The sequence below is a fragment of the Streptomyces sp. AA1529 genome (assembly GCF_000280905.1).
Classification (GTDB): Bacteria; Actinomycetota; Actinomycetes; order Streptomycetales; family Streptomycetaceae; genus Streptomyces.
Map to the genome: position 1 here is coordinate 242,034 of NZ_ALAP01000015.1, position 19,820 is coordinate 261,853.

A 19,820-nucleotide genomic window follows, 5' to 3' on the forward strand; every position below is an offset into this window, starting at 1 on the left:
CGCGCCCGGAGTGCCCGCGCCGGCCGGCGGCTGACGGGCAGTGCTCGCTGCCGCATGGAAACAAGCGCCCGCCCGGCGTGTCAACGGCTCCCGGAGGTGCTCCGGGCACCGGCCCCGGGGTGCTGCGGGCCGGGGTCCGGTGCCCTGCCGGGAGCCGTCACCTCGGGAGATCACACAACCAACTTGCTTGGTCTATACAGAAGTTCAAGTTCCCGTACCGAGTGGTATGTGATCAGGGATACACTCCTGGCGCCCCGGTGCATGCGCGTCGCGAACCTGGTCGAAGATGCCCTTATGGAGGCGTACATACCCTTCTCCATGGCGCGATCCTTCCGCCGGGAGGATGTTCCTGTCCCCGACGTCCCCGACGTCCCCGACCACGGGGCCCCCGGCCACGGGGCACCCGACTTCGACGCGGTGCTGCACGAGCAACTCGCCGGTCCGGACCACCGGCTCGCCGGCATCAACGGTGAGCTGGCCAGAATCGGCACCTGCGACCCGGGCGCACTGGCACTCCTGCTGGAGGCGAGCAGGTGCTATCTGCAGAAGAACGACCATCTGCGGCAGGAGTACTACGCCGCACAGGCGTTCGAGCGCGCGGTCGCCTTCGGTGACCGCGGCGCCGTCGCCGAGGCGGGCATGTCGCTGGCGCTGTCCGGCTGCTGGACCGGCGGGCTCTACACGGCCCGGGTGCACGCCGACCGGGTTGCGGCCCACCTGGACCGTGCCGACGACACCGCCGTCGGCCGGCTGCTGCCCTTGCTCACCGACCTGTCCTGGGTGGAGAGCCAGCTCCAGCGGTTCGCCGAGGCCGAGGCGCACCAGCGCCGCGGCATGCGGGTCGCCGAGGCGCTGGAGGAGTGGCGGCACGCACTCCTGCTGCGCGTCCTGCACGGCGCCACACTGCGCGAACTCGGCCGGCTCGGCGAGGCCGAGCAGCACACCCTGCACGCCCTGCGGACCGCGGAGGCCCGCGGCCACCCGGACCTGGTCGAGACGGCGCTGATCGCGCTCGGCGAGATCGCACTGGAGGCGGGCGACAACGAGCGCGCCCGGGAACTGGCCGAGCAGGCGCGGACCGTCACCCCCTCCCGCGGCCCGTTCGAGGACGCGGCGCTGGCGCTGATCGGGATGACGATGCTGCGCACCGGGTCGCTGCGGGACGGCCGGGACACGGTGCTGGAGGCGGTGGGCGGCAAGCGGCTGCCGCTGGTCCCGGTCGTCGGCCGGGCCCGCGTCTACGCGGTGCTGGCCTCCGCGGACTCCTCGCTCGACCAGCACGGCGAGGCCCGCGAGTGGAGCCGGCTGGCCATGAGCAGCGCGCTGGCCTGCGGTATGAACCGGGCCCACGGCTACGCCCAACTCGCGCACGCCGAGGCGGTGCTCGGCTCCGACCCGGACAGTGCGCAGCGCGCGGCCGACGCCGCGTGCGTGGCCTTCGAGCGCGGCCGGGCCCGGCTGGGGCTGGCCGCCGCGTACCTGATGGTCGGGGCGGCGCACGGCCGGAAGGGCCGCCGGCGCGCTTCCCAGTCGGCGCTGGCCCGGTCGGAGGAGCTCTACCGGGTCTCCGCCGCGCCCGTCGCGGCGGACAACGTCCGGCTGCTGCGGGCGGCCGGGCGGTCGGCCCCCGCCGGCGACGCGGGCCCGGGTCCGGGGCCGATCGAGTGCCTGTCCCCGCGGGAGTTGCAGGTGGCCCGGCTGATCGCGCGCGGCAGCTCGAACCAGCAGATCGCCAGTGCGCTGGACATCAAGCTGAACACCGTCCAGGTCCACGTCGGCCGCATCCTGCGCAAGCTGCGGGTCGGTTCGCGGGTGGCGGTCGCCCGGGTGGTCATGCTCGCGGAGTCGACGGCGGTATCCGACCGGGCGGCCGTACCCGCGGGCGGGGGTAACTGATTCTCGTTATTGGCAGGTTCGCTCATCGGCCCATAGGTTCGAGACGCCCTTGAGGGACAGGAGAGGTGGAAGCGTATGACGACCTTGACCGGGCCCGGCCGCGAAGTCCTCGACATGTCGTTCTTCCAGGATCCGTACGCGGTCTACGACCGCCTCCGGGTGGAAGGACCCGTCCACGCGATGCGGACCCCCGACGGTATCGACGTCTGGGTGATCACCCGCTACGAGGAGGCCAAGGAAGCCCTCTCCGACGCCCGGTTCACCAAGGACTTCTCCGGTGTCCCGGACATCTTCGCGCAGCAGAGCACCGGTGTGTCGGCGCACGAGGGATACACCGACATCCTCACCAAGCACATGCTCTTCGCCGACCCGCCGGACCACACGCGGCTGCGCGAACTGGCGGCCAAGGCGTTCACCCGCCGCCGGGTCGAGGCCCTGCGTCCCGAGATCCAGCAGATCGTCGACGGCCTGCTGGACACGATCTCCGCCGCGGGCGAGGTCGACCTGCTGCGCTCCCTCTCGTTCCCGATGTCGATGGCCGTGACCTGCCGGCTGCTGGGGATCCCCCCGGCCGACGAGGACGCCTTCCGCACCTGGACCGAGACGATCTTCACCACCAACGACCCGGCCCGGATGAACGAGGCGGTGCGCGGGGTCGACCAGTACCTGGTCGACGTCATCGAGGCCAAGCGGGCCGACCCGGCCGACGACCTGATCACCGCGCTGATCAACGCCCGCGAGGACGGCGACCGGCTCAGCGACCGCGAACTGGTCTCGACCTGCGCGCTGATGTTCGTCGCCGGTTACGAGACCACCGCCAGCATGGTCGGCAACGCCGTGCTCGCGCTGCTGAAGAACCCCGACAAGCTGGCCGAACTCAAGGCGGACCCGTCGCTGATGCCCAACGCGGTGGACGAACTGCTGCGGTTCGACGGCCCGGTCAACGTGGCCACCCTGCGCTCCACCGCCACCGACGTGACCGTCGCCGGCACCACCATCCCCAAGGGTCAGTTCGTCCTGGTCTCGCTGATCGCCGCCAACCGCGACGGTGAGAAGTTCCCCGAGCCGGCCCGGCTGGACTTCACCCGGCCGCTGGGCGGCAGCCTCGCCTTCGGCCACGGCATCCACTACTGCCTCGGCGCACCGCTCTCCCGGGTGGAGATCGAGGTGGCGCTGAGCAGGCTGCTGGCCCGCTTCCCGGACCTGAGCCTGGCCCGGGAGCCGGAGACCCTCCAGTGGCGCAACAGCCTGCTGGTCCGCGGCCTGAGCACACTGCCGATCCGGCTGCACTGAGCGAGCCGCTCCGCCGGCCGCGAGCGAGGGCCAGGGGAGCGGCGCACTGACGGGGAACAGCGGGGGCATGGGAACGGGGAAGCCTTGCTCAGTGAAAGTCTCTTTCGGCGTGCCGTCGAACGCTCCACCGGCGCCGCTCCGCCCGCGGCGGAGGCGCCGGCCGCCTCGCCCGGCCGGGACACGGCCCGGCTGCTGGACGAAGCGGAGCGGTTCGTCGGCCTCTTCCACGACGAGGGCGAGGGGCAGGGCGGTTCGGCCGCCCGGCGGATGGCCGACATCCGCGCCGAGGTGGACGCCACCGGCACCTACACCCACACCCAGGCGGAACTCGCCTTCGGGGCGCGGGTGGCCTGGCGCAACAGCAACCGCTGCATCGGCAGGCTGTACTGGCGCAGTCTGCGGGTGCGCGACCGGCGCGGCACCCGGGACGCGGCGGACATCGCAGCCGAGTCGGTCAAGCATCTGACGGAGGCGGGCGGCGGCGGCCGGATCCGGCCCACCATCACCGTGTTCGCCCCGGACGGGCCCGAAGCGCCCGGACCCCGCTTCCACAACGAGCAGCTCATCCGGTACGCCGGATACCGGCAGCCGGACGGCACGGTGCTCGGCGACCCGATGAACACCGGCCTGACGGAACTGGCGCTGCGGCACGGCTGGCCCGGCGGCCCCGGCACCCGGTTCGACGTGCTGCCGCTGGTCATCGAGACCCCGCAGGACGGGATCGAGGTGTTCGAACTCCCCCCGGAGGCCGTGCTGGAGGTCGAGCTGTCCCACCCGCGGTACCCCTGGTTCGCCGGGCTGGGGCTGCGCTGGCACGCGGTGCCCGTGATCTCCGCCATGGACCTGGAGATCGGCGGCATCCGCTACCCGGCGGCGCCGTTCAACGGCTGGTACATGGGCACCGAGATCGGCGCACGCAACTTCGGGGACACCGACCGCTACGACATGCTGCCCGTCGTCGCGGCGAAGATGGCGCTGGACACCAGCTCCGACACCTCGCTGTGGCGGGACCGGGCGATGGTCGAGCTGAACGTCGCCGTCCTGCACTCCTTCGCCCGGGCCGACGTCAAGATCACCGACCACCACACCGAGGCCAAGCGCTTCCTCACCCACGTCGAGCGCGAGGAGGAGGCGGGCCGCAGCTGCCCGGCGGACTGGTCGTGGATCGTGCCGCCGCTCTCCGGCTCGGCCACCCTCGTCTTCCACCGCTACTACGACGAGGGCGATCTGCGCCCCAACTACCTGCACCGCACCTGCCCCGTCACCCAGGAGCAGGCCCCGGCCCCCGGCGGCCGCGCCGACGGCCCGCAGCGGACCCCCGGCCCGCACCCGGGGCCGGCCCCCCGTGCGGACCGGCATGCGGCGGACGGTCCGCCGCGCCCAGGAGGGATCACCGGATGACGCGGGAGAACGCACCCGTCGACCGGATCGCGGTCGTCGGGGTGGGGTGCCGTGTGCCCGGAGCCGCCGGCCCGGCGCAGTTCTGGGACAACCTGGCGGCCGGAACCGACAGCGTGGCCCGCCCGTCGGCGCGCCGCCGCACCGCGCCGGTCCCGGCCGGGCCCGGACTGCCGGACGAGGGCGGCTTCCTGGACTCCGTCGACGAGTTCGACGCGGACTTCTTCGGGATCCCCGACCGTGAGGCGGCTGCCATGGACCCGCAGCAGCGCCTGGCGCTGGAGCTGGCCTGGGAGGCGATGGAGGACGCCGGGGTCGTACCCGGCGCGCTGCGCCACCGGCCGGTCGGCGTGTTCGTCGGCTCGCTGTCCGACGACTACGCGCTGCTGGCCTCCCGGCACGGATCGGCGGGCCTGTCCCACCACGCCATGACCGGACTGCAGCGCGGCGTGATCGCCAACCGGATCTCGCACCACCTGGGGGTGCGCGGCCCCAGCCTGCTGGTGGACACCGGGCAGTCCTCCTCGCTGGTCTCGGTCCAGCTGGCGTGCGCGAGCCTGCGCGCCGGGGAGTGCGAACTGGCACTGGCCGGCGGGGTGAACCTGGCCCTGGCGCCGGACACCCAACTGGCGGCCGCCCGCTTGGGCGTGCTCTCCCCGCGCGGCCGCTGCCGGGTCTTCGACCGGGACGCCGACGGGTTCGTCCGCGGCGAGGGCGGCGCACTGGTCGTGCTCAAGCCGCTCGCCGCCGCGGTCGCCGACGGCGACCGGGTGTACTGCGTGATCCGCGCCGCCGCGGTCAACCACGACGGCGCGGGCGAGGAGATGGCCGCACCCGACCCGCGGGCCCAGGGAGAACTCATCAGGGCCGCGCACCGGGCCGCCGGGACGGACCCCGCGGACGTGCAGTACGTGGAACTGCACGGCACCGGGACACCGGCCGGCGACGCGGCCGAGGCGGACGCGCTCGGCGAGGTCTTCGCCGGCCGCCCCGGCGGTCCGCTGGCCGTGGGCTCGGTGAAGACGAACATCGGCCACCTGGAGGGCGCCGCCGGGATCGCGGGCCTGGTCAAGACCGCCCTGGCGCTCCACCACCGCGAACTGCCCGCCAGCCTGCACTTCACCGCGCCCGCCGACCGGCTCCCGCTGGACGCGCACGGTCTGCGGGTGCAGACCGCGACCTCTCCGTGGCCCCGTCCCGGAGCGCCGCTGGTGGCGGGCGTCAGCGCGTTCGGCATGGGCGGTACCAACTGCCATGTCGTCCTCGCCGCGCACGACGGGGGCGCCCCACCCGGGCCCTGCGACGACGCCGGGGACGCCGCGGAGCCGCTGCCCTTCCCGCTGTCCGCGCGGACCCCCGAGGCGCTCGCCGCGGCGGCCCGCGCACTGCGCGCGCACCTGGCGGACCGGCCCGGGACGCGCCGGGTCGACGTGGCCTGCACGCTCGCCACAGCCCGCACCGCACACCCCTGCCGCGCCGTCGTCCTGGCCCACGACCGGGCGACCCTGCTGGCCGGGCTGGACGAACTGGCCGGCGCCGCCGACCCGGTGGGCACCACCGTCGGCGGCGACGCCTCCGCCGCCCTGCCCGTCCAGGAGTGCGCGGAGCGCTTCCTGGCCGGTGCGGAGACCGACTGGCGAGCGGTGTTCGAGCAGTACGCACCGGTCCGGGTGCGGCTGCCGGGCTATCCGTTCCAGCGCCGCCGCCACTGGCCCACCGCGCCGGCTGCTCCCGAAGCCGAAGCCGAAGCCGAGGACGCCCCGGCGGCGCGGCCCGCGCCGCCCCGGGCCGCCGCAGCCGCCCCCGGGGCCCAGGAACCGCCGCTGGCCGCGGTACTGGAGTTGGCCGCGGGAGTGCTGGGCGCGGCCGTCGCGCCCGACACCCCCTTCCGGGACCAGGGCTTCGACTCGATGATGGGCCTGGAACTGCGCGACCTCGTCGAGGAGCGGACCGGCGCCGAACTGTCGGTCGCCCTCCTCTACGACCACCCCACCCCCGCCGCGCTGGCGGAGTACCTGGCGAGCACACCGGACCGGGAACCGGCAGTGGCCGCCCCGGCGGCGGCCGCCCCGGTCCCCGCCGACGAGGCGACCGACCCGGTGGTGGTCGTCGGCATGGGCTGCCGCTTCCCCGGCGGAGTGGAGAACCCCGAGGACCTGTGGCGGCTGCTGGCCGACCGCGTCGACGCCATCACCCCGCCGCCCGCCGAACGCGGCTGGCAGCGGATGGACGTCAGCGGCCTGCGCCCCGGCGGATTCCTCACCGGCATCGACCGCTTCGACGCGGAGTTCTTCGGCATCTCCCCCCGGGAGGCGGCCGCGATGGACCCGCAGCAGCGGCTCTTCCTCGAAGTGGCCTGGGAGGCCGTCGAACGCGCGGGCATCGTCCCCGGGACGCTGCGCGCCACCCGCACCGCGGTCTTCGCGGGCGCCACGGCCCAGGACTACGGCGCCCGGCTGCACGAACAGGCCGACGCGGCGGGCGGCTTCCTGCTCACCGGCGGCACCCCGAGCGTGCTGTCCGGACGGCTCGCCTACGTGCTCGGCCTCTCGGGCCCCGCGCTCACCGTCGACACCGCCTGCTCCTCGTCGCTGGCCGCGGTGCACCTGGCCTGCCGGTCGCTGCGCACCGGCGAGTCCAGCCTGGCCCTCGCGGGCGGGGTCACCGTGATGCCGCTGCCGGGCATGTTCACCGAGTTCGCCCGGCAGGGCGGGCTGTCGGCGGACGGCCGCTGCCGCGCGTTCGGCGCCGCCGCGGACGGCACCGGCTGGGCCGAGGGCGCGGGAGCCGTGCTGCTGGAGAGGCTCTCCGACGCGCGCCGCAACGGCCACCCGGTGCTGGCGGTGGTCCGCGGTACGGCGCTGAACTCCGACGGCGCCAGCAACGGACTCACCGCCCCCAGCGGACTGGCCCAGCGGCAGGTGATCGCCGAGGCGCTCGCCGACGCGGGAGTGCTCCCGCACGAGGTGGACGCCGTCGAGGCGCACGGCACCGGTACCGCGCTCGGCGACCCCGTCGAGGCGTCCGCGCTGCTGGCCGCCTACGGGACCGGCCGGCCCGCCGGCCGACCGCTGCTGCTCGGCTCGGTCAAGTCCAACATCGGGCACACCCAGGCCGCCGCCGGACTGGCCGGGCTGATCAAGATGGTGCTGGCGCTCCGGCACGGCGAACTCCCCGCCACCCTGCACGCCGAGGAACCCTCGCCGCACATCGACTGGGCCTCGGGCGGCCTGGAACTGCTCGACCGGGCCGTGCCCTGGCCGTCCGCCGACCGGCCCCGGCGGGCCGGGATCTCCTCCTTCGGCATCAGCGGCACCAACGCGCACCTCGTCCTGGAACAGCCGCCCCGCGCCGAGCCGTCCCCGCCCGACCCGCAGCGGCCCGGCCCCGGCCACCCCGTGGTGCTCGCGCTCTCCGGCCGCACCGAGCAGGCGCTGCGCGACCAGGCCGCCCGGCTGCACACCGAACTGGCCGCCCGCACCGACTGGCGACCGGCCGATGTCGCCCACTCGCTGCTGACCACCCGCACCCGCTTCCGGCAGCGCGCCGCGGTCACCGGTACCGGCCGGGACGCGCTGCTGCGCGGCCTGACCGCCGTCGCCGAGGGCACCGCCGACCCCTCCGTCGTCCTGGGCAGCGCCACCGAGGACCACCGTCCCGTCCTCGTCTTCGGCGGCCAGGGCGCGCAGTGGGCCGGCATGGGGCGCGAACTCCTCGACACGACACCGCCCTTCGCCGCCTCGATCGCCCGCTGCGAGCACGCCCTGGCCCCCCATGTGGACTGGAGCCTGACCGGAGTGCTGCGCGGCGAACCGGGGCAGCCCGGACTGGACCGGGTCGACGTGGTGCAGCCGGTGCTGTTCGCCACCATGGTCGCGCTCGCCGAACTGTGGCGCACGCACGGCGTGGAACCGGCCGCCGTGGTCGGCAACAGCCAGGGCGAGATCGCCGCCGCGTGCACCGCCGGGGCGCTGACCCTGGACGACGCCGCGCTGATCGTCGCCCGCCGCTCGCAGGCCCTGGTGGCGCTGGCCGGGCGGGGCGCCATGGCCTCCGTCGCGCTGCCGACCGACCGGGTGCGCGCGCTGCTGTCGCCCTGGGAGGAGCGGGTGTCGGTGGCCGTGCGCAACGGCCCCGGCGCCACCACCGTCTCCGGGGAACCCGAAGCGGTCGCCGAGGTCGTGGAGCGCTGCGTCGCCGACGGCGTCCGCGCCAAGCTCGTCGCGGTCGACTACGCCTCGCACTCCGCGCAGGTGGCCGAGCTGGAGGAGCGGCTGCGCACCGACCTGGCCGACGTCCGCCCGGCCGCCCCCCGCATTCCGCTGATGTCCACCGTCGACGCCGCCTTCGTGCGGGACGCCGCACTCGACTCCGGCTACTGGTACCGCAACCTGCGCGAGACGGTCCGCTTCGACGAGGCCGTCGGCGCCCTCCTCGACGCCGGGCACCGCGCCTTCGTCGAGGTCAGCCCGCACCCGGTGGCGCTCTCCGGAATCGCCGAGTGCGCCGACGAAGCAGCCGCGGACGTCGCCCTCGTGGAGACGCTGACCCGCGACGAGGGCGGGCCGGAGCGGTTCCTTCGGTCGCTGGCCAAGGCCGACGCGCACGGACTGCCGGTGGACTGGTCCGGGACCGTACAGGGCACCGCGGTCCCGCTGCCGACCTACCCCTTCCAGCGGGAGCCGCACTGGCTCCCGGTCCCGGCGGGCGCCGGCGACCTGTCGGCCGCCGGACTGGAGGCCGCGGCGCACCCCCTGCTGGGGGCCGCCGTCGAACTCGCCGACAGCGGCACCCTCGTGCTGACCGGGACCCTCTCGGTCGAGGAGGCGCCCTGGCTGGCCGACCACGCGGTGCTCGACACCGTGGTGCTGCCCGGTACGGCCTGCCTGGAACTGGTGCTGTGCGCCGCCCGCCGGGCCGGCTGCCCCACGGTCACCGAACTGATCCTGGACCAGCCGGTCGTGCTGCCTGCCGAAGGCGCGCTGACCACCCAACTGGTGGTGGCCGAGCCCGACGCGGAGGGCCGCCGCCCGGTCACCCTGCACACCCGCGACGACGCCGAGGGCGCGCGGTGGGTCCGGCACGCCACGGCGGTCGCCGGACCGGACACCGCGGACCCCCCGGACGCGGCGGCCCCGCCCGCATCGTGGCCCCCGCCGGAGGCGACCCCGGTGCCGGTGGCCGGGCACTATCCGCGGCTCCGGACCCTCGGGCTGGACTACGGACCGGTCTTCCGCGGTCTGCGCTCGGCCTGGTCCCGGGGCGGGGAGCTGTGGCTGGAGGTCGCCCTGCCCGACACCCCGCAGAGCGAACCGCGCGGGTTCGCCGTGCATCCGGCGCTGCTGGACGCGGCGCTGCACGCGATCTGGCTGCGCGACGGCGACGAGGGAACCTGCCGGCTGCCCTTCTCCTGGAGCGGGGTGCGGATGTCCGCGACCACCGCGACCACCCTGCGGGTACGGCTCGCAGCCGCGGACGAGGACGGCGCGGTGGCGCTGTCCGCCTGGGACGAGGACGGGTCCCCGGTGCTCACCGTCGAGGCTCTCGCGCTGCGCCCGGTCTCCCCGGAACTGCTCACCGCGGACGCCGGGCTCTACTCACCGGACTGGATGCCGGCCGCCGAGCCGGACACCGGCCCCGCCGCCGGCGCGGGGGAGGAGGCCCCCGTCGTCCTGGGCGCCGGACTGCCCGCCGAGGCGCCCGCCGTCGCCGTCCTGACCTGCCCGGCCGGCGAGGACCCCGCGGCCGCGGCCGCCCGCGTGCTGGAGCGGGTGCGCGCCTGGACGGGCGACGAGCGGTTCGCGGCGTCCCGGCTCGCCGTGGTGACCACCGGCGGCGACGGCGAGCTGTCCGATCCCGGCCACGCCGCCGTGTGGGGACTGATGCGGTCGGCGCAGACCGAACACCCGGGCCGCTTCCTGCTGCTGGACACCCCCGAAGCAGCGCCCGACCCGGCACGGGTCGCCGCCGCGCCGGCCACCGGCGAGGCACAACTGCGCGACCGCGACGGCCGGTTCGAGACCCCGGTACTGCGCCGCAGCACCGCGCCGCAGCAGTCGGCCCCGGCCCCGGCGCTCGGCGGCACCGCGCTGATCACCGGCGGGACCGGCGGGCTCGGCGCGCTCGTCGCCCGCGAACTCGTCACCGCGCACGGTGTGCGCCGGCTCCTGCTGCTCAGCAGGCGCGGCCCGGACGCACCCGGCGCGGCCGAACTCGTCGCCGAGCTGGCCGCGCTGGGCGCCGACGCCGAGGCGGTGGCCTGCGACGCCGCGGACCGCGACGCGCTGGCCCGGGTGCTGGCAGCCGTCCCGGACGGCTGCCCGCTCACCACGGTGGTGCACGCCGCGGGCGTGCTGGAGGACGGTCTGGTGTCCGCCATGGACACCGACGCACTGCACCGCGTGATGCGGCCCAAGGCGGCGGCAGCGCAGGCCCTGCACGAGCTGACCGCGCAGCTCCCCTCGGTCACCGCGTTCGTGCTGTTCTCCTCGGTCGCGGGCCTGCTGGGCACCGCCGGGCAGGCCAACTACGCGGCGGCCAACGGCGCGCTCGACGCGCTGGCCAGGACCCGGCACGCCGCCGGGCTGCCCGCGACGTCGATCGCCTGGGGACTGTGGTCCCGGCGCAGCGGCATGACCGGCCAGTTGGACGACACCGCCGTGCGGCGGCTGGCGGCCGCGGGCATCGGGGAGCTGGAGACCGACGCCGGACTGCGGCTTTTCGGCGCCGCGCTGCGGTCCTCCGCGCCGCTGGTGGTGGCCGCCCGGCTGCACGGCTCGGGCAGCTCCGGCATGCTGCGCGGCATCGCGCCCGCGCGGCCCCGCCCGGCCGCGCGCCAGGAACCGGTCCGCTCGGTGGCCGAGGAGCTGGCCGGACTGCCCGCGGCGCAGCGGCGCTCCCGGATGGTGGCGCTCGTCGGCGCGCACACCGCGGCGGCGCTCGGGCACAGCGCCTCGCACACCGTCGACGCCGGCACCTCGTTCAAGGCGCTCGGCTGCGACTCCCTGATCGCCGTCGAGGTGCGCAACCGGCTCGCCGCGGCGACCGGGCTGCGGCTGCCCGCCACCGTCGTCTTCAGCCACCCCACGCCCGCACAGCTCGCCGCCTGGCTGCTCGACCGGTTGGCGCCGCCCGCGGACGACGCACAGCCCGCACCACGCCCCGCGGAGGACCTGCAGCGCATCCCGGACGCACCGGCGGCAGCCCCGGACGGCACCCCCGCGCCCGGCCCGGCGCCCGGCCCCGCGCCGACCACGGCGGACGCGCCGCCGCGCACCGGTGCCGAGGAGATCGCCCACATCCTGACCGACGCCGACGTCGGCGAACTCTTCGCACTGATCGACGCCGACCCCGACCCCGGACCCGGCGACCCCGCTGCCCTGGACGACTCCGGCGCCCTCGACGGCGCGGTCTCCCCCGGAAGGAGCCCCGATGGCCGATGAGCAGGAACTCCTCGCCTATCTGCGCCGGGCGACGGCCAAGCTCCAGCAGACCAGGCAGCGGCTGCACGCGGTCACCGAGGCGGCGCACGAGCCCGTCGCGATCGTCTCCATGGGCTGCCGCTACCCCGGCGGGGTGCGCGGGCCCGAGGACCTGTGGCGGCTGGTGGCGGAGGAGGGCGACGCCGTCGGCCCGCTGCCCGGCGACCGCGGCTGGGACCTGGACGCGCTGGTCGACCCGGAGCCCGGAGTGCCCGGCCGGACCTACGCGTCGGCGGGCGGCTTCCTCGACGACCCCTACCGGTTCGACCCGGTGTTCTTCGGCATCAGCCCGCGCGAGGCGGCGGCCATGGACCCGCAGCAGCGGCTGCTGCTGGAAGTCTCCTGGGAGGTCCTGGAACGCGCGGCCGTCGACCCGGACTCGCTGCGCTCCAGCGCCACGGCCGTCTTCGTCGGCGCCATGGGCGGCGAGTACGGGCCGCGGCTGAGCGACGCGGACGGCGACGCCGCCGGATACCTGCTCACCGGCACCTCGCTGAGCATCGCCTCCGGACGGCTGGCGTTCCGCTACGGGCTGCACGGCCAGGCCGTCACCGTGGACACGGCCTGTTCCTCGTCGCTGGTCGCCGTGCATCAGGCGGTACGCGCGCTGCGGCTGGGCGAGTGCGACCTGGCCCTGGCCGGCGGCGCCACGGTGCTGACCTCGCCGGGCGTGTTCGTCGAGTTCGCCCAGCAGCGCGGCCTCTCCCGGGACGGGCGGTGCAAGTCCTACGCGGCGGCGGCCGACGGCACCGGCTGGGCCGAGGGCGCCGGTCTGCTGCTGCTGGAGCGGCTCTCCGACGCCCGGCGGAACGGCCACCCGGTGCTGGCCGTGGTACGCGGCGGCGCCGTCAACTCCGACGGTGCCAGCAACGGGCTCACCGCACCGAGCGGACCCGCGCAGCAGCGCCTGATCGCCGACGCGCTCGCCGACGCGCGGCTGGGCCCCGGCGACGTCCAGTTGGTCGAAGGGCACGGCACCGGCACCACCCTCGGCGACCCGATCGAAGTGGAGGCGCTGCGCGCGGGATACGCGGACCGCCCCGCCGACCGGCCGCTGTGGCTGGGCTCCCTGAAGTCCAACATCGGCCACGCCCAGGCGGCGGCGGGCGTCGGCGGCGTGATCAAGACGGTGATGGCGCTGCGGCACGGAGTGCTGCCGCGCACCCTGCACGTCGACCGGCCCACGCCGGAGGTGGAGTGGGCGGACGGCCCGGTGCGGCTGCTGACCGAGGCGCGGCCGTGGCCGGAGACCGGCGGACCCCGCCGGGCCGCGGTCTCGGCCTTCGGCATCAGCGGCACCAACGCCCATCTGCTCCTGGAGCAGGCCGACGAGCGGCAGGACGAGCACGACGACCGGCACCCCGACGCGCCGGCCCGGGCGGCCGGACCGGCGCCGGTCGTGCTGTCCGCCGCGACCCCCGCCGCGCTGCGGCGCACTGCCGCGGACCTCGCCGCACATCTGCGCAGCCACCCGGAGACCGGTCTGGCCGACACGGCCCGCACCCTGGCCTGCGGCCGGGCCGCGCACCGCTACCGGCGCGCCGTCCTGGCCGCGGACCGCGAGGACCTGCTGCGGCAACTGTCTGCACCGCAGGAGCCGGGCACCGCGGCACCGGTGGTGTTCGCCTTCGACGCCCGCGTCCCGGAGCCGGCGGCGCGGCTGGCGGAACTGCTGGCGTCCGAGCCCGCCGCCGGGGCGTTCGCCGCCGAGTGCGGCGCCGACGCGCCCGCCGCCTTCACCCTGCTGCACACCCTGGCCCGGCTGCGGCTGAGCTGGGGCCTGCTGCCCGAGGCCGGCTACGCGTGCCCCGCCTCGGCCGGCCTCGCATACGCCGCCGCCGGAGGATGCGACCTGGCGACGGCGCGCCGGGTGTGGGACGAGCCCGCCGCCGCCGAAGGGCTCACCGGTGCTTCCTTCCCCGTCCGTCCGCTGGCCGAACTGCCGCCGGAAGCGGTCGCGCTGGCCGGTGAACCGCCGCTGGAGTCGCTGTGCCGCGCCTGGGAGGCCGGCGCCGCCCCGGACTGGACGGCCGTCTTCGCCGCGCGGCCGGGACGCGGCGTCGTCCTGCCCACGTACCCGTTCGAGACCGCGCCCTACCGGCTCGACGACGGCGCCGCCGGACCCGCACGGCGCGGGGACGCCGCGGAGCCGGGCACGGTCGCCGCACAGACCCGCGAGATCGCCGTCACCGGTACCGAGCCGTTTCTCGCCGACCATGTGGTCCGGGGGGTGCCGACCCTGTCGGCCGCCGCGGGCAGCCTGCTGGGTCTCGCCGCCCTCCGCGCGCTCGACCCCGGTGTCACCGGGCTGCGCCGGGTCAGGTTCGACCACCCGTGCGAGGTGCCGGGGCCGCGGACGCTGACGGTGAGCGCGCGGGCGGCCGACGGCGGCCGGTTCGCGCTCGGCGCCGACGGCGTCACCTGCGGCGCGGGCAGCGCACTCACCGGGCCCGCCCCCGCACCGGGGGAACCCGCACGCGCCGACGGCGGGACCGTCCTCGACCACGACCGCTGCTACGCGCTGCTGGGCGCGGGCGGGCTGGAGTACGGTCCCGGACTGCGCGGCCTGCGCACGGTCGCCGTCGGGGACGGCACCGCGGTCGCCGGCCTCGCGCCCCCGGCGGGCGCCTCCCGGTTCGACCGCGAGGCGGCCGTGCTGGACCTGGCGATGCAGGCCGCGGCCGTGTCCGTGCTGCACACCGCCGAGCCGGGCACCCTGCTGCTGCCCGTCGCCGTGGACACCCTCGTGATCGACGCCCCCGTCGCCGCCGCCCGCACCGTGGCCCTGCGCACCACGGCGGACGAGGGACTGGTCCGGGCCGACATCCAGGTGCTCGACCGGCACGGGTCGGCCGTCGCCCGGCTGGGAGGCGTCGCGCTCCGGACCGCTCCGAGCCGCGGCGCCGCCCTGGTCGCCCGGCACTGGGAGGCCGGCCCGGCGGTGCCGCAGCCCGGACAACTGACCGGCACCTGCCTGCTGTTCGGCGGACCCGCGGCCGCCGGGGACACCGCGGCGCCGCGCACGCTGGGCACGCAGGTGGTCACGGTCACCGAAGGCGCCGCCTTCCGGCGGGTGGACCGGCTGCGCTACGAGATCGCACCCGGCCGCGCGGAGCACTGCACCCGGCTGCTGGCCGCCCTCGCCGAGGACGGCCTCACCCCCGACCGGATCCTGCACACCTGGGCGCGGGGCGCGGACCCGGACACCGCCCGGGACGGCGACCTGGACCGCGGCGTCCGCTCGCTGCTGCACCTGTGCCGCGCCCTGCTCGCCACCGCGCCGCCCGGACCGATCCGGATCGTGGTGGCGCACGACGGCGCCCCGTCCGCGCTCGGCCTGGACGGACTCGCCCGCACCGCGGCCGCCGAGGACCCCCGGCTGCGGATCAGCCTGGTCGAGGGGCCGGACCCGGTGCTGCCCGCCGAGTTCGCCGCGGGCGACCCGGTGGTGCGCCACCGGGACGGAGTGCGGCAGGTGCGCCGCCACCGGCAGGCCGCGGCGGACGGCATCCCGTGGGCGCCGCGGGACGGCGGGGTGTACCTGATCACCGGTGGCGCCGGCGGTGTCGGACTGCGCATCGCCGCGAGCCTCGCCGAACGGGCCCGCGTCCACCTGGTGCTGACGGGCCGCTCGGCCGAGCCGCGCGCGGCGGCCGCCGCGGCGCTCGACGCGCTGGCGGACCGCGCCCTGTCGGTGACCTACCGGGCCGTCGACGTCACCGACCGGGCCCGGGTGGCGGAACTGGTCGCGCAGCTGCGGGCGGAGCACGGCGGGATCACCGGCGTGGTGCACGCCGCCGGGGTGCTGCACGACGCGCTGCTGGCCGACACCACCGACGCGCACCTCGACGCCGTAATGGCGCCCAAGGTGCGCGGCGCCGAGGCCCTGCACGCGGCGACACTGGACGAACCGCTGGAGTTCTTCGCGCTGTTCACCTCGGTCGCCGGGGTCGTCGGCAACCCCGGCCAGGCCGGCTACGCCTACGCCAACGCGGTGCTGGACGCGCTGGCCGAGCGGCGGGCCGCGACCGGTGCACCCGGCCGCACGGTGGCGCTGGCCTGGCCGCGCTGGCGGGACGCCGGGATGCGGCAGGAGGAGCGGTCCGCCGCGCGGCTGCGGGCGCGCTACGGACTCGGGGACCTGTCCGGCCGGGAGGCCGCGGCGGCGTTCGCCGCCGCGCTCGACGGCACTCCGGGTGCGCTGCTGGTCGTACCGGGCGATCCGGCGGCCACCCGCACCGCGCTGGACGCCGTCCGGGTCGAGCCGTCGCCCGCCAGCGGCCAGCACGCACCGGGCGGCCCCGCGGCGAGCGCGCACTCCGCGGACCCGGCCGGCACGTCCGCCGGGGCGCCCGACGGTGCAGAGCGGCACGCAACGGACCAGGACCCGGCGGAGTCGGCGCGGCTGCTGCTGCGCGCCCTGGTCGCCGAGCAGACCAGGCTGGCGCCCGACCAGGTCGAGGACACCGTGCCGCTCGAACGCTACGGGCTGGACTCGCTGATGGTCACCCAGCTCTCCGCCGAACTGGAGATCAGGCTGGCCACCGGGTTCGACAAGACCCTCTTCTACGCGCACCCCACCCTCGCCGAACTCGCCGACCATCTGGCCGTCGAGTACCCGGAGGCGCTCGCCCGCCTCCGGCCGGAGACGGGTGAGCCGTCCGCGCCGTCCGCCACCGTTCCCGAACCGCCTGCCGCGGCCGAGCCGTCGGAGCCGTCCGTGCCGTCCGTGCCGTCCGTGCCGTCCGCGCCGGACAGCGGGCACCGGCACCCGGCGACGACCGCACCGCGCTCCGCGCAGGCCGGGGCCTTCCCCGTCGCGGTCATCGGGCTCAGCGGACGCTATCCGGGCGCCGAGGACCTGGACGCCTTCTGGGACAACCTGGTGGCGGGCCGCGACGCCGTCACCGAGATCCCCGCCCGGCGCTGGGACCCGGACCGCGACTTCCACCCCGAGCGGGGCACCCCCGGGGCCAGCTACTCGCGGTGGGGCGCCTTCCTCGACGGCGCCGACCTGTTCGACCCGCTGTTCTTCGACATCTCCCCGCGCGAGGCCGCGCTGATGGACCCGCAGGAGCGGCTGTTCCTGCAGACCGCCTGGCACGCGGTGGAGGAGGCCGGGTACCGGGCGGCCGACCTGGCCCGCCGCCCGGTCGGGGTCTTCGCCGGAGTGATGCACGGCCACTACCAGCTCTACGGTGTCGATGCGATGCGCGCGGGCAAGCCCGTGCCGGGCTCCTCGCACGCGGGCGTCGCCAACCGGGTGTCGTACACGCTCGACCTGCGCGGCCCCAGCGTCGGGGTCGACACGATGTGCTCCTCGTCGCTGACCGCGCTCCACCTGGCCTGCGCGTCGCTGCGCTCGGGGGAGTCGGAGCTCGCACTGGCCGGCGGGGTCAACCTCTCGCCGCACCCGTACAAGTACGTCTTCCTCAGCCAGGGCAGGTTCCTGTCCACCGACGGCAGATGCCGCGCCTTCGGGGCGGGCGGCGACGGCTATGTGCCCGGCGAGGGCGTCGGAGCCGTGCTGCTCAAACCGCTGGACCGGGCGCTCGCCGACGGGGACCACATACACGGGGTGATCACCGGGCACGCGGCGGCACACGGCGGCCGCACCAACGGCTACACCGTGCCCAGCCCGGAGGCCCAGCACCGGGTCGTGGCCGCGGCGCTGGAGTCCGCGAGCGTCGACCCCGCCGCCGTCTCCTACGTGGAGGCCCACGGCACCGGTACCGGGCTCGGCGACCCGATCGAGATCTCCGGCCTGGCCAAGGGGTACGCGGGCGCGGAGCACATCGCCCTCGGGTCGGTCAAGTCGGGTATCGGGCACCTGGAGTCCGCCGCCGGGATCGCGGGTCTGACCAAGGTGCTGCTGCAGTTGCGGCACCGCAGGCTGGTGCCCTCGCTGCACGCCGATCCCCCCAACCCGGACATCGACCTCTCGCGCACCCCGTTCGCGGTCCAGTGCGCGGCGGCCGAGTGGCCGGCTGCACAGGACGGGCCGCGCCGCGCCGGGCTCAGCAGCTTCGGCGCGGGCGGCGTCAACTGCCACCTCGTCGTCGAGGAAGCGGAGCCGGTACCCGCCGCCGCGGAGCCGGCCGGGCGGCAGCGCAGGGAGCCCCTGCTGTTCGTGCTCTCGGCCCGTGAGGAGGACCGGCTGCGCGCCTACGCCGCGCGGCTGGCCGCGTTCCTGCGCACCTCCCGCACCGAACTGGCGGACGTCGCCCACACCCTGCGGGTCGGCCGGGAGCCGATGGAGCACCGGCTCGCCGTCGTGACCGGCAGCGGCGCCGAACTGGTCGGCGCGCTGGAGGCGTTCGCCGCGGGCCGCGACGGTGCGGACGGCGTGCTGAGCGGCCGCGCCCCGCGCACCGGGACCCCGCGCACCGGTGCCGCCCCGGCCGCCCCACCCGGACCGGCCCCGGAAACCGGCCCAGACTCCGCCGCCGAGCTGTCCGCGCAGGCCCGCGCCTGGATCGACGGGGCCGAACTGCCCGTACGGCACCCCCGCGGACGCCGGGTGCCGCTGCCGCTGTACCCGTTCGCGGCGGAGCGCTACTGGGTCGACCTGCCGCCGCACGCCGACGCCCCGGCCGCGGCGCACGGCACCGAGCACGTCGTGCGTGCCGACGACCCGCTGCTGCGCGACCACCTCATCCGCGGAGTACGGCTGCTGCCCGGCAGCGCCTGTCTGGAACTGGTGCGCGCCGCGGCCGGGGCGCAACGCCGCGGACCGGTGCGCGGGTTGTCCTCGATCACCTGGGGCAGCCCGATCACCGCGGAGGAGGGCGAGCACCGGATCCGGGTGGTCCTCGCAGCCGGATCCGGCTCCGGAACCGCCACCGGCTCCGGAACCGCCACCGGCTCCGGAGCCGGGGAGCGGACGGCTTTCGAAGTCGTCGGCGAGGACGGCCGCGTGCACGTACGCGGCACCGTCGACTTCGGCCCGCCCGGGCCCGCCCCCGCGCCGCTCGACCTCGCGGCGGTCCGCAGCCGCTGCGCCGAGCGCCGTACCGGCGCCGAGGTGCACGCCTGGTACCGGGCCGCCGGGTTCCGCTACGGGCCCGCGTTCGACGTGGTCGAGGAGGTGCGCAGCGGGCCGCACGAGGCACTGCTGCGGCTCGTGGCACCGGCGGACGGCGCGCCCTGCGGAGCGGGGCTGCTGGACCCGGCCCGGCTCGACGGGGCGCTGCGGGTGTGCCACTGGGTCGGCGGCACGCGCGAGGGCGAGCCCGCCGTCCCGTTCAGCACCGGCGCCGTGCGCTTCCGCGGCCCGCTGCCGGAGGTCTGCTGGGCGCACGCGGTCGTGCGGCCGGGTACGGACCCGGCGCAGCTGCGCTACGACGTGACGGTCACCGACGCGGACGGCCACGAGGTGCTGCACGTGGCGGACTTCGCCCTGCGCACGCTGAACCGGCCGGCGCCTCCGGTACCGGTGACAGGACCGGACCGCACCGGGGCGGACCCCAACCGGTCCGCCGTCCGGGAACGCGGCCTCCGGGAGCCCGGCCGGACCCGACCGGCTCCTGCGGTGAGCGGCCCGCCGGAGGCCGCCGACCGTCCGCGGCCGGCGACCGCCTGGTACCGGCCGGTGTGGCGGCCGGCGGAACCGGCGGCACCCGTGGATCCCGCACCGACCCTGCTGCTGTGCACCGCCGACCCCGACCGCACCGTCGACGGGCCGTGGCCGCGGGTGGTGCGGGTCGCCGAGCCGGCGGACCTGGCGGCGGCCGTGCGGCGCACCGAGGGCGC

General features: G+C 76.5%; 4 protein-coding genes and 1 pseudogene. All 5 read left to right on the forward strand.

The genetic code is table 11. The features are described 5' to 3' along the window. Positions 1–318: 318 nt before the first annotated feature. Positions 319–1,896, forward strand: a complete 1,578-nt coding sequence (locus A949_RS0103860) for a LuxR C-terminal-related transcriptional regulator (protein WP_158687531.1) — start codon at positions 319–321, stop codon at positions 1,894–1,896. A gap of 75 nt (positions 1,897–1,971) precedes the next feature. Next, positions 1,972–3,189, forward strand: a complete 1,218-nt coding sequence (locus A949_RS0103865; RefSeq protein WP_019354693.1) for a cytochrome P450 family protein — start codon at positions 1,972–1,974, stop codon at positions 3,187–3,189. Positions 3,190–3,273: 84 nt separating this feature from the next. Then, positions 3,274–4,590 (forward strand): nitric oxide synthase oxygenase, encoded by a 1,317-nt coding sequence (locus A949_RS0103870; protein ID WP_019354694.1) that lies wholly within the window; start codon positions 3,274–3,276, stop codon positions 4,588–4,590. After that, positions 4,587–12,029 (forward strand): type I polyketide synthase, encoded by a 7,443-nt coding sequence (locus tag A949_RS0103875; RefSeq protein WP_019354695.1) that lies wholly within the window; start codon positions 4,587–4,589, stop codon positions 12,027–12,029. The genes A949_RS0103870 and A949_RS0103875 overlap by 4 nt, the downstream gene beginning before the upstream one ends. A 109-nt stretch (positions 12,030–12,138) precedes the next feature. Beyond that, positions 12,139–19,482 (forward strand): annotated as a pseudogene (locus A949_RS38820) (SDR family NAD(P)-dependent oxidoreductase); the annotation flags it as partial. Positions 19,483–19,820: the final 338 nt, after the last annotated feature.

Coding starts and splice junctions, on each gene's coding strand:
- A949_RS0103860 (WP_158687531.1), top strand. CDS start 319: ATGGCGCGATCCTTCCGCCGGGAGGATGTTCCTGTCCCCGACGTCCCC.
- A949_RS0103865 (WP_019354693.1), top strand. CDS start 1,972: ATGACGACCTTGACCGGGCCCGGCCGCGAAGTCCTCGACATGTCGTTC.
- A949_RS0103875 (WP_019354695.1), top strand. CDS start 4,587: ATGACGCGGGAGAACGCACCCGTCGACCGGATCGCGGTCGTCGGGGTG.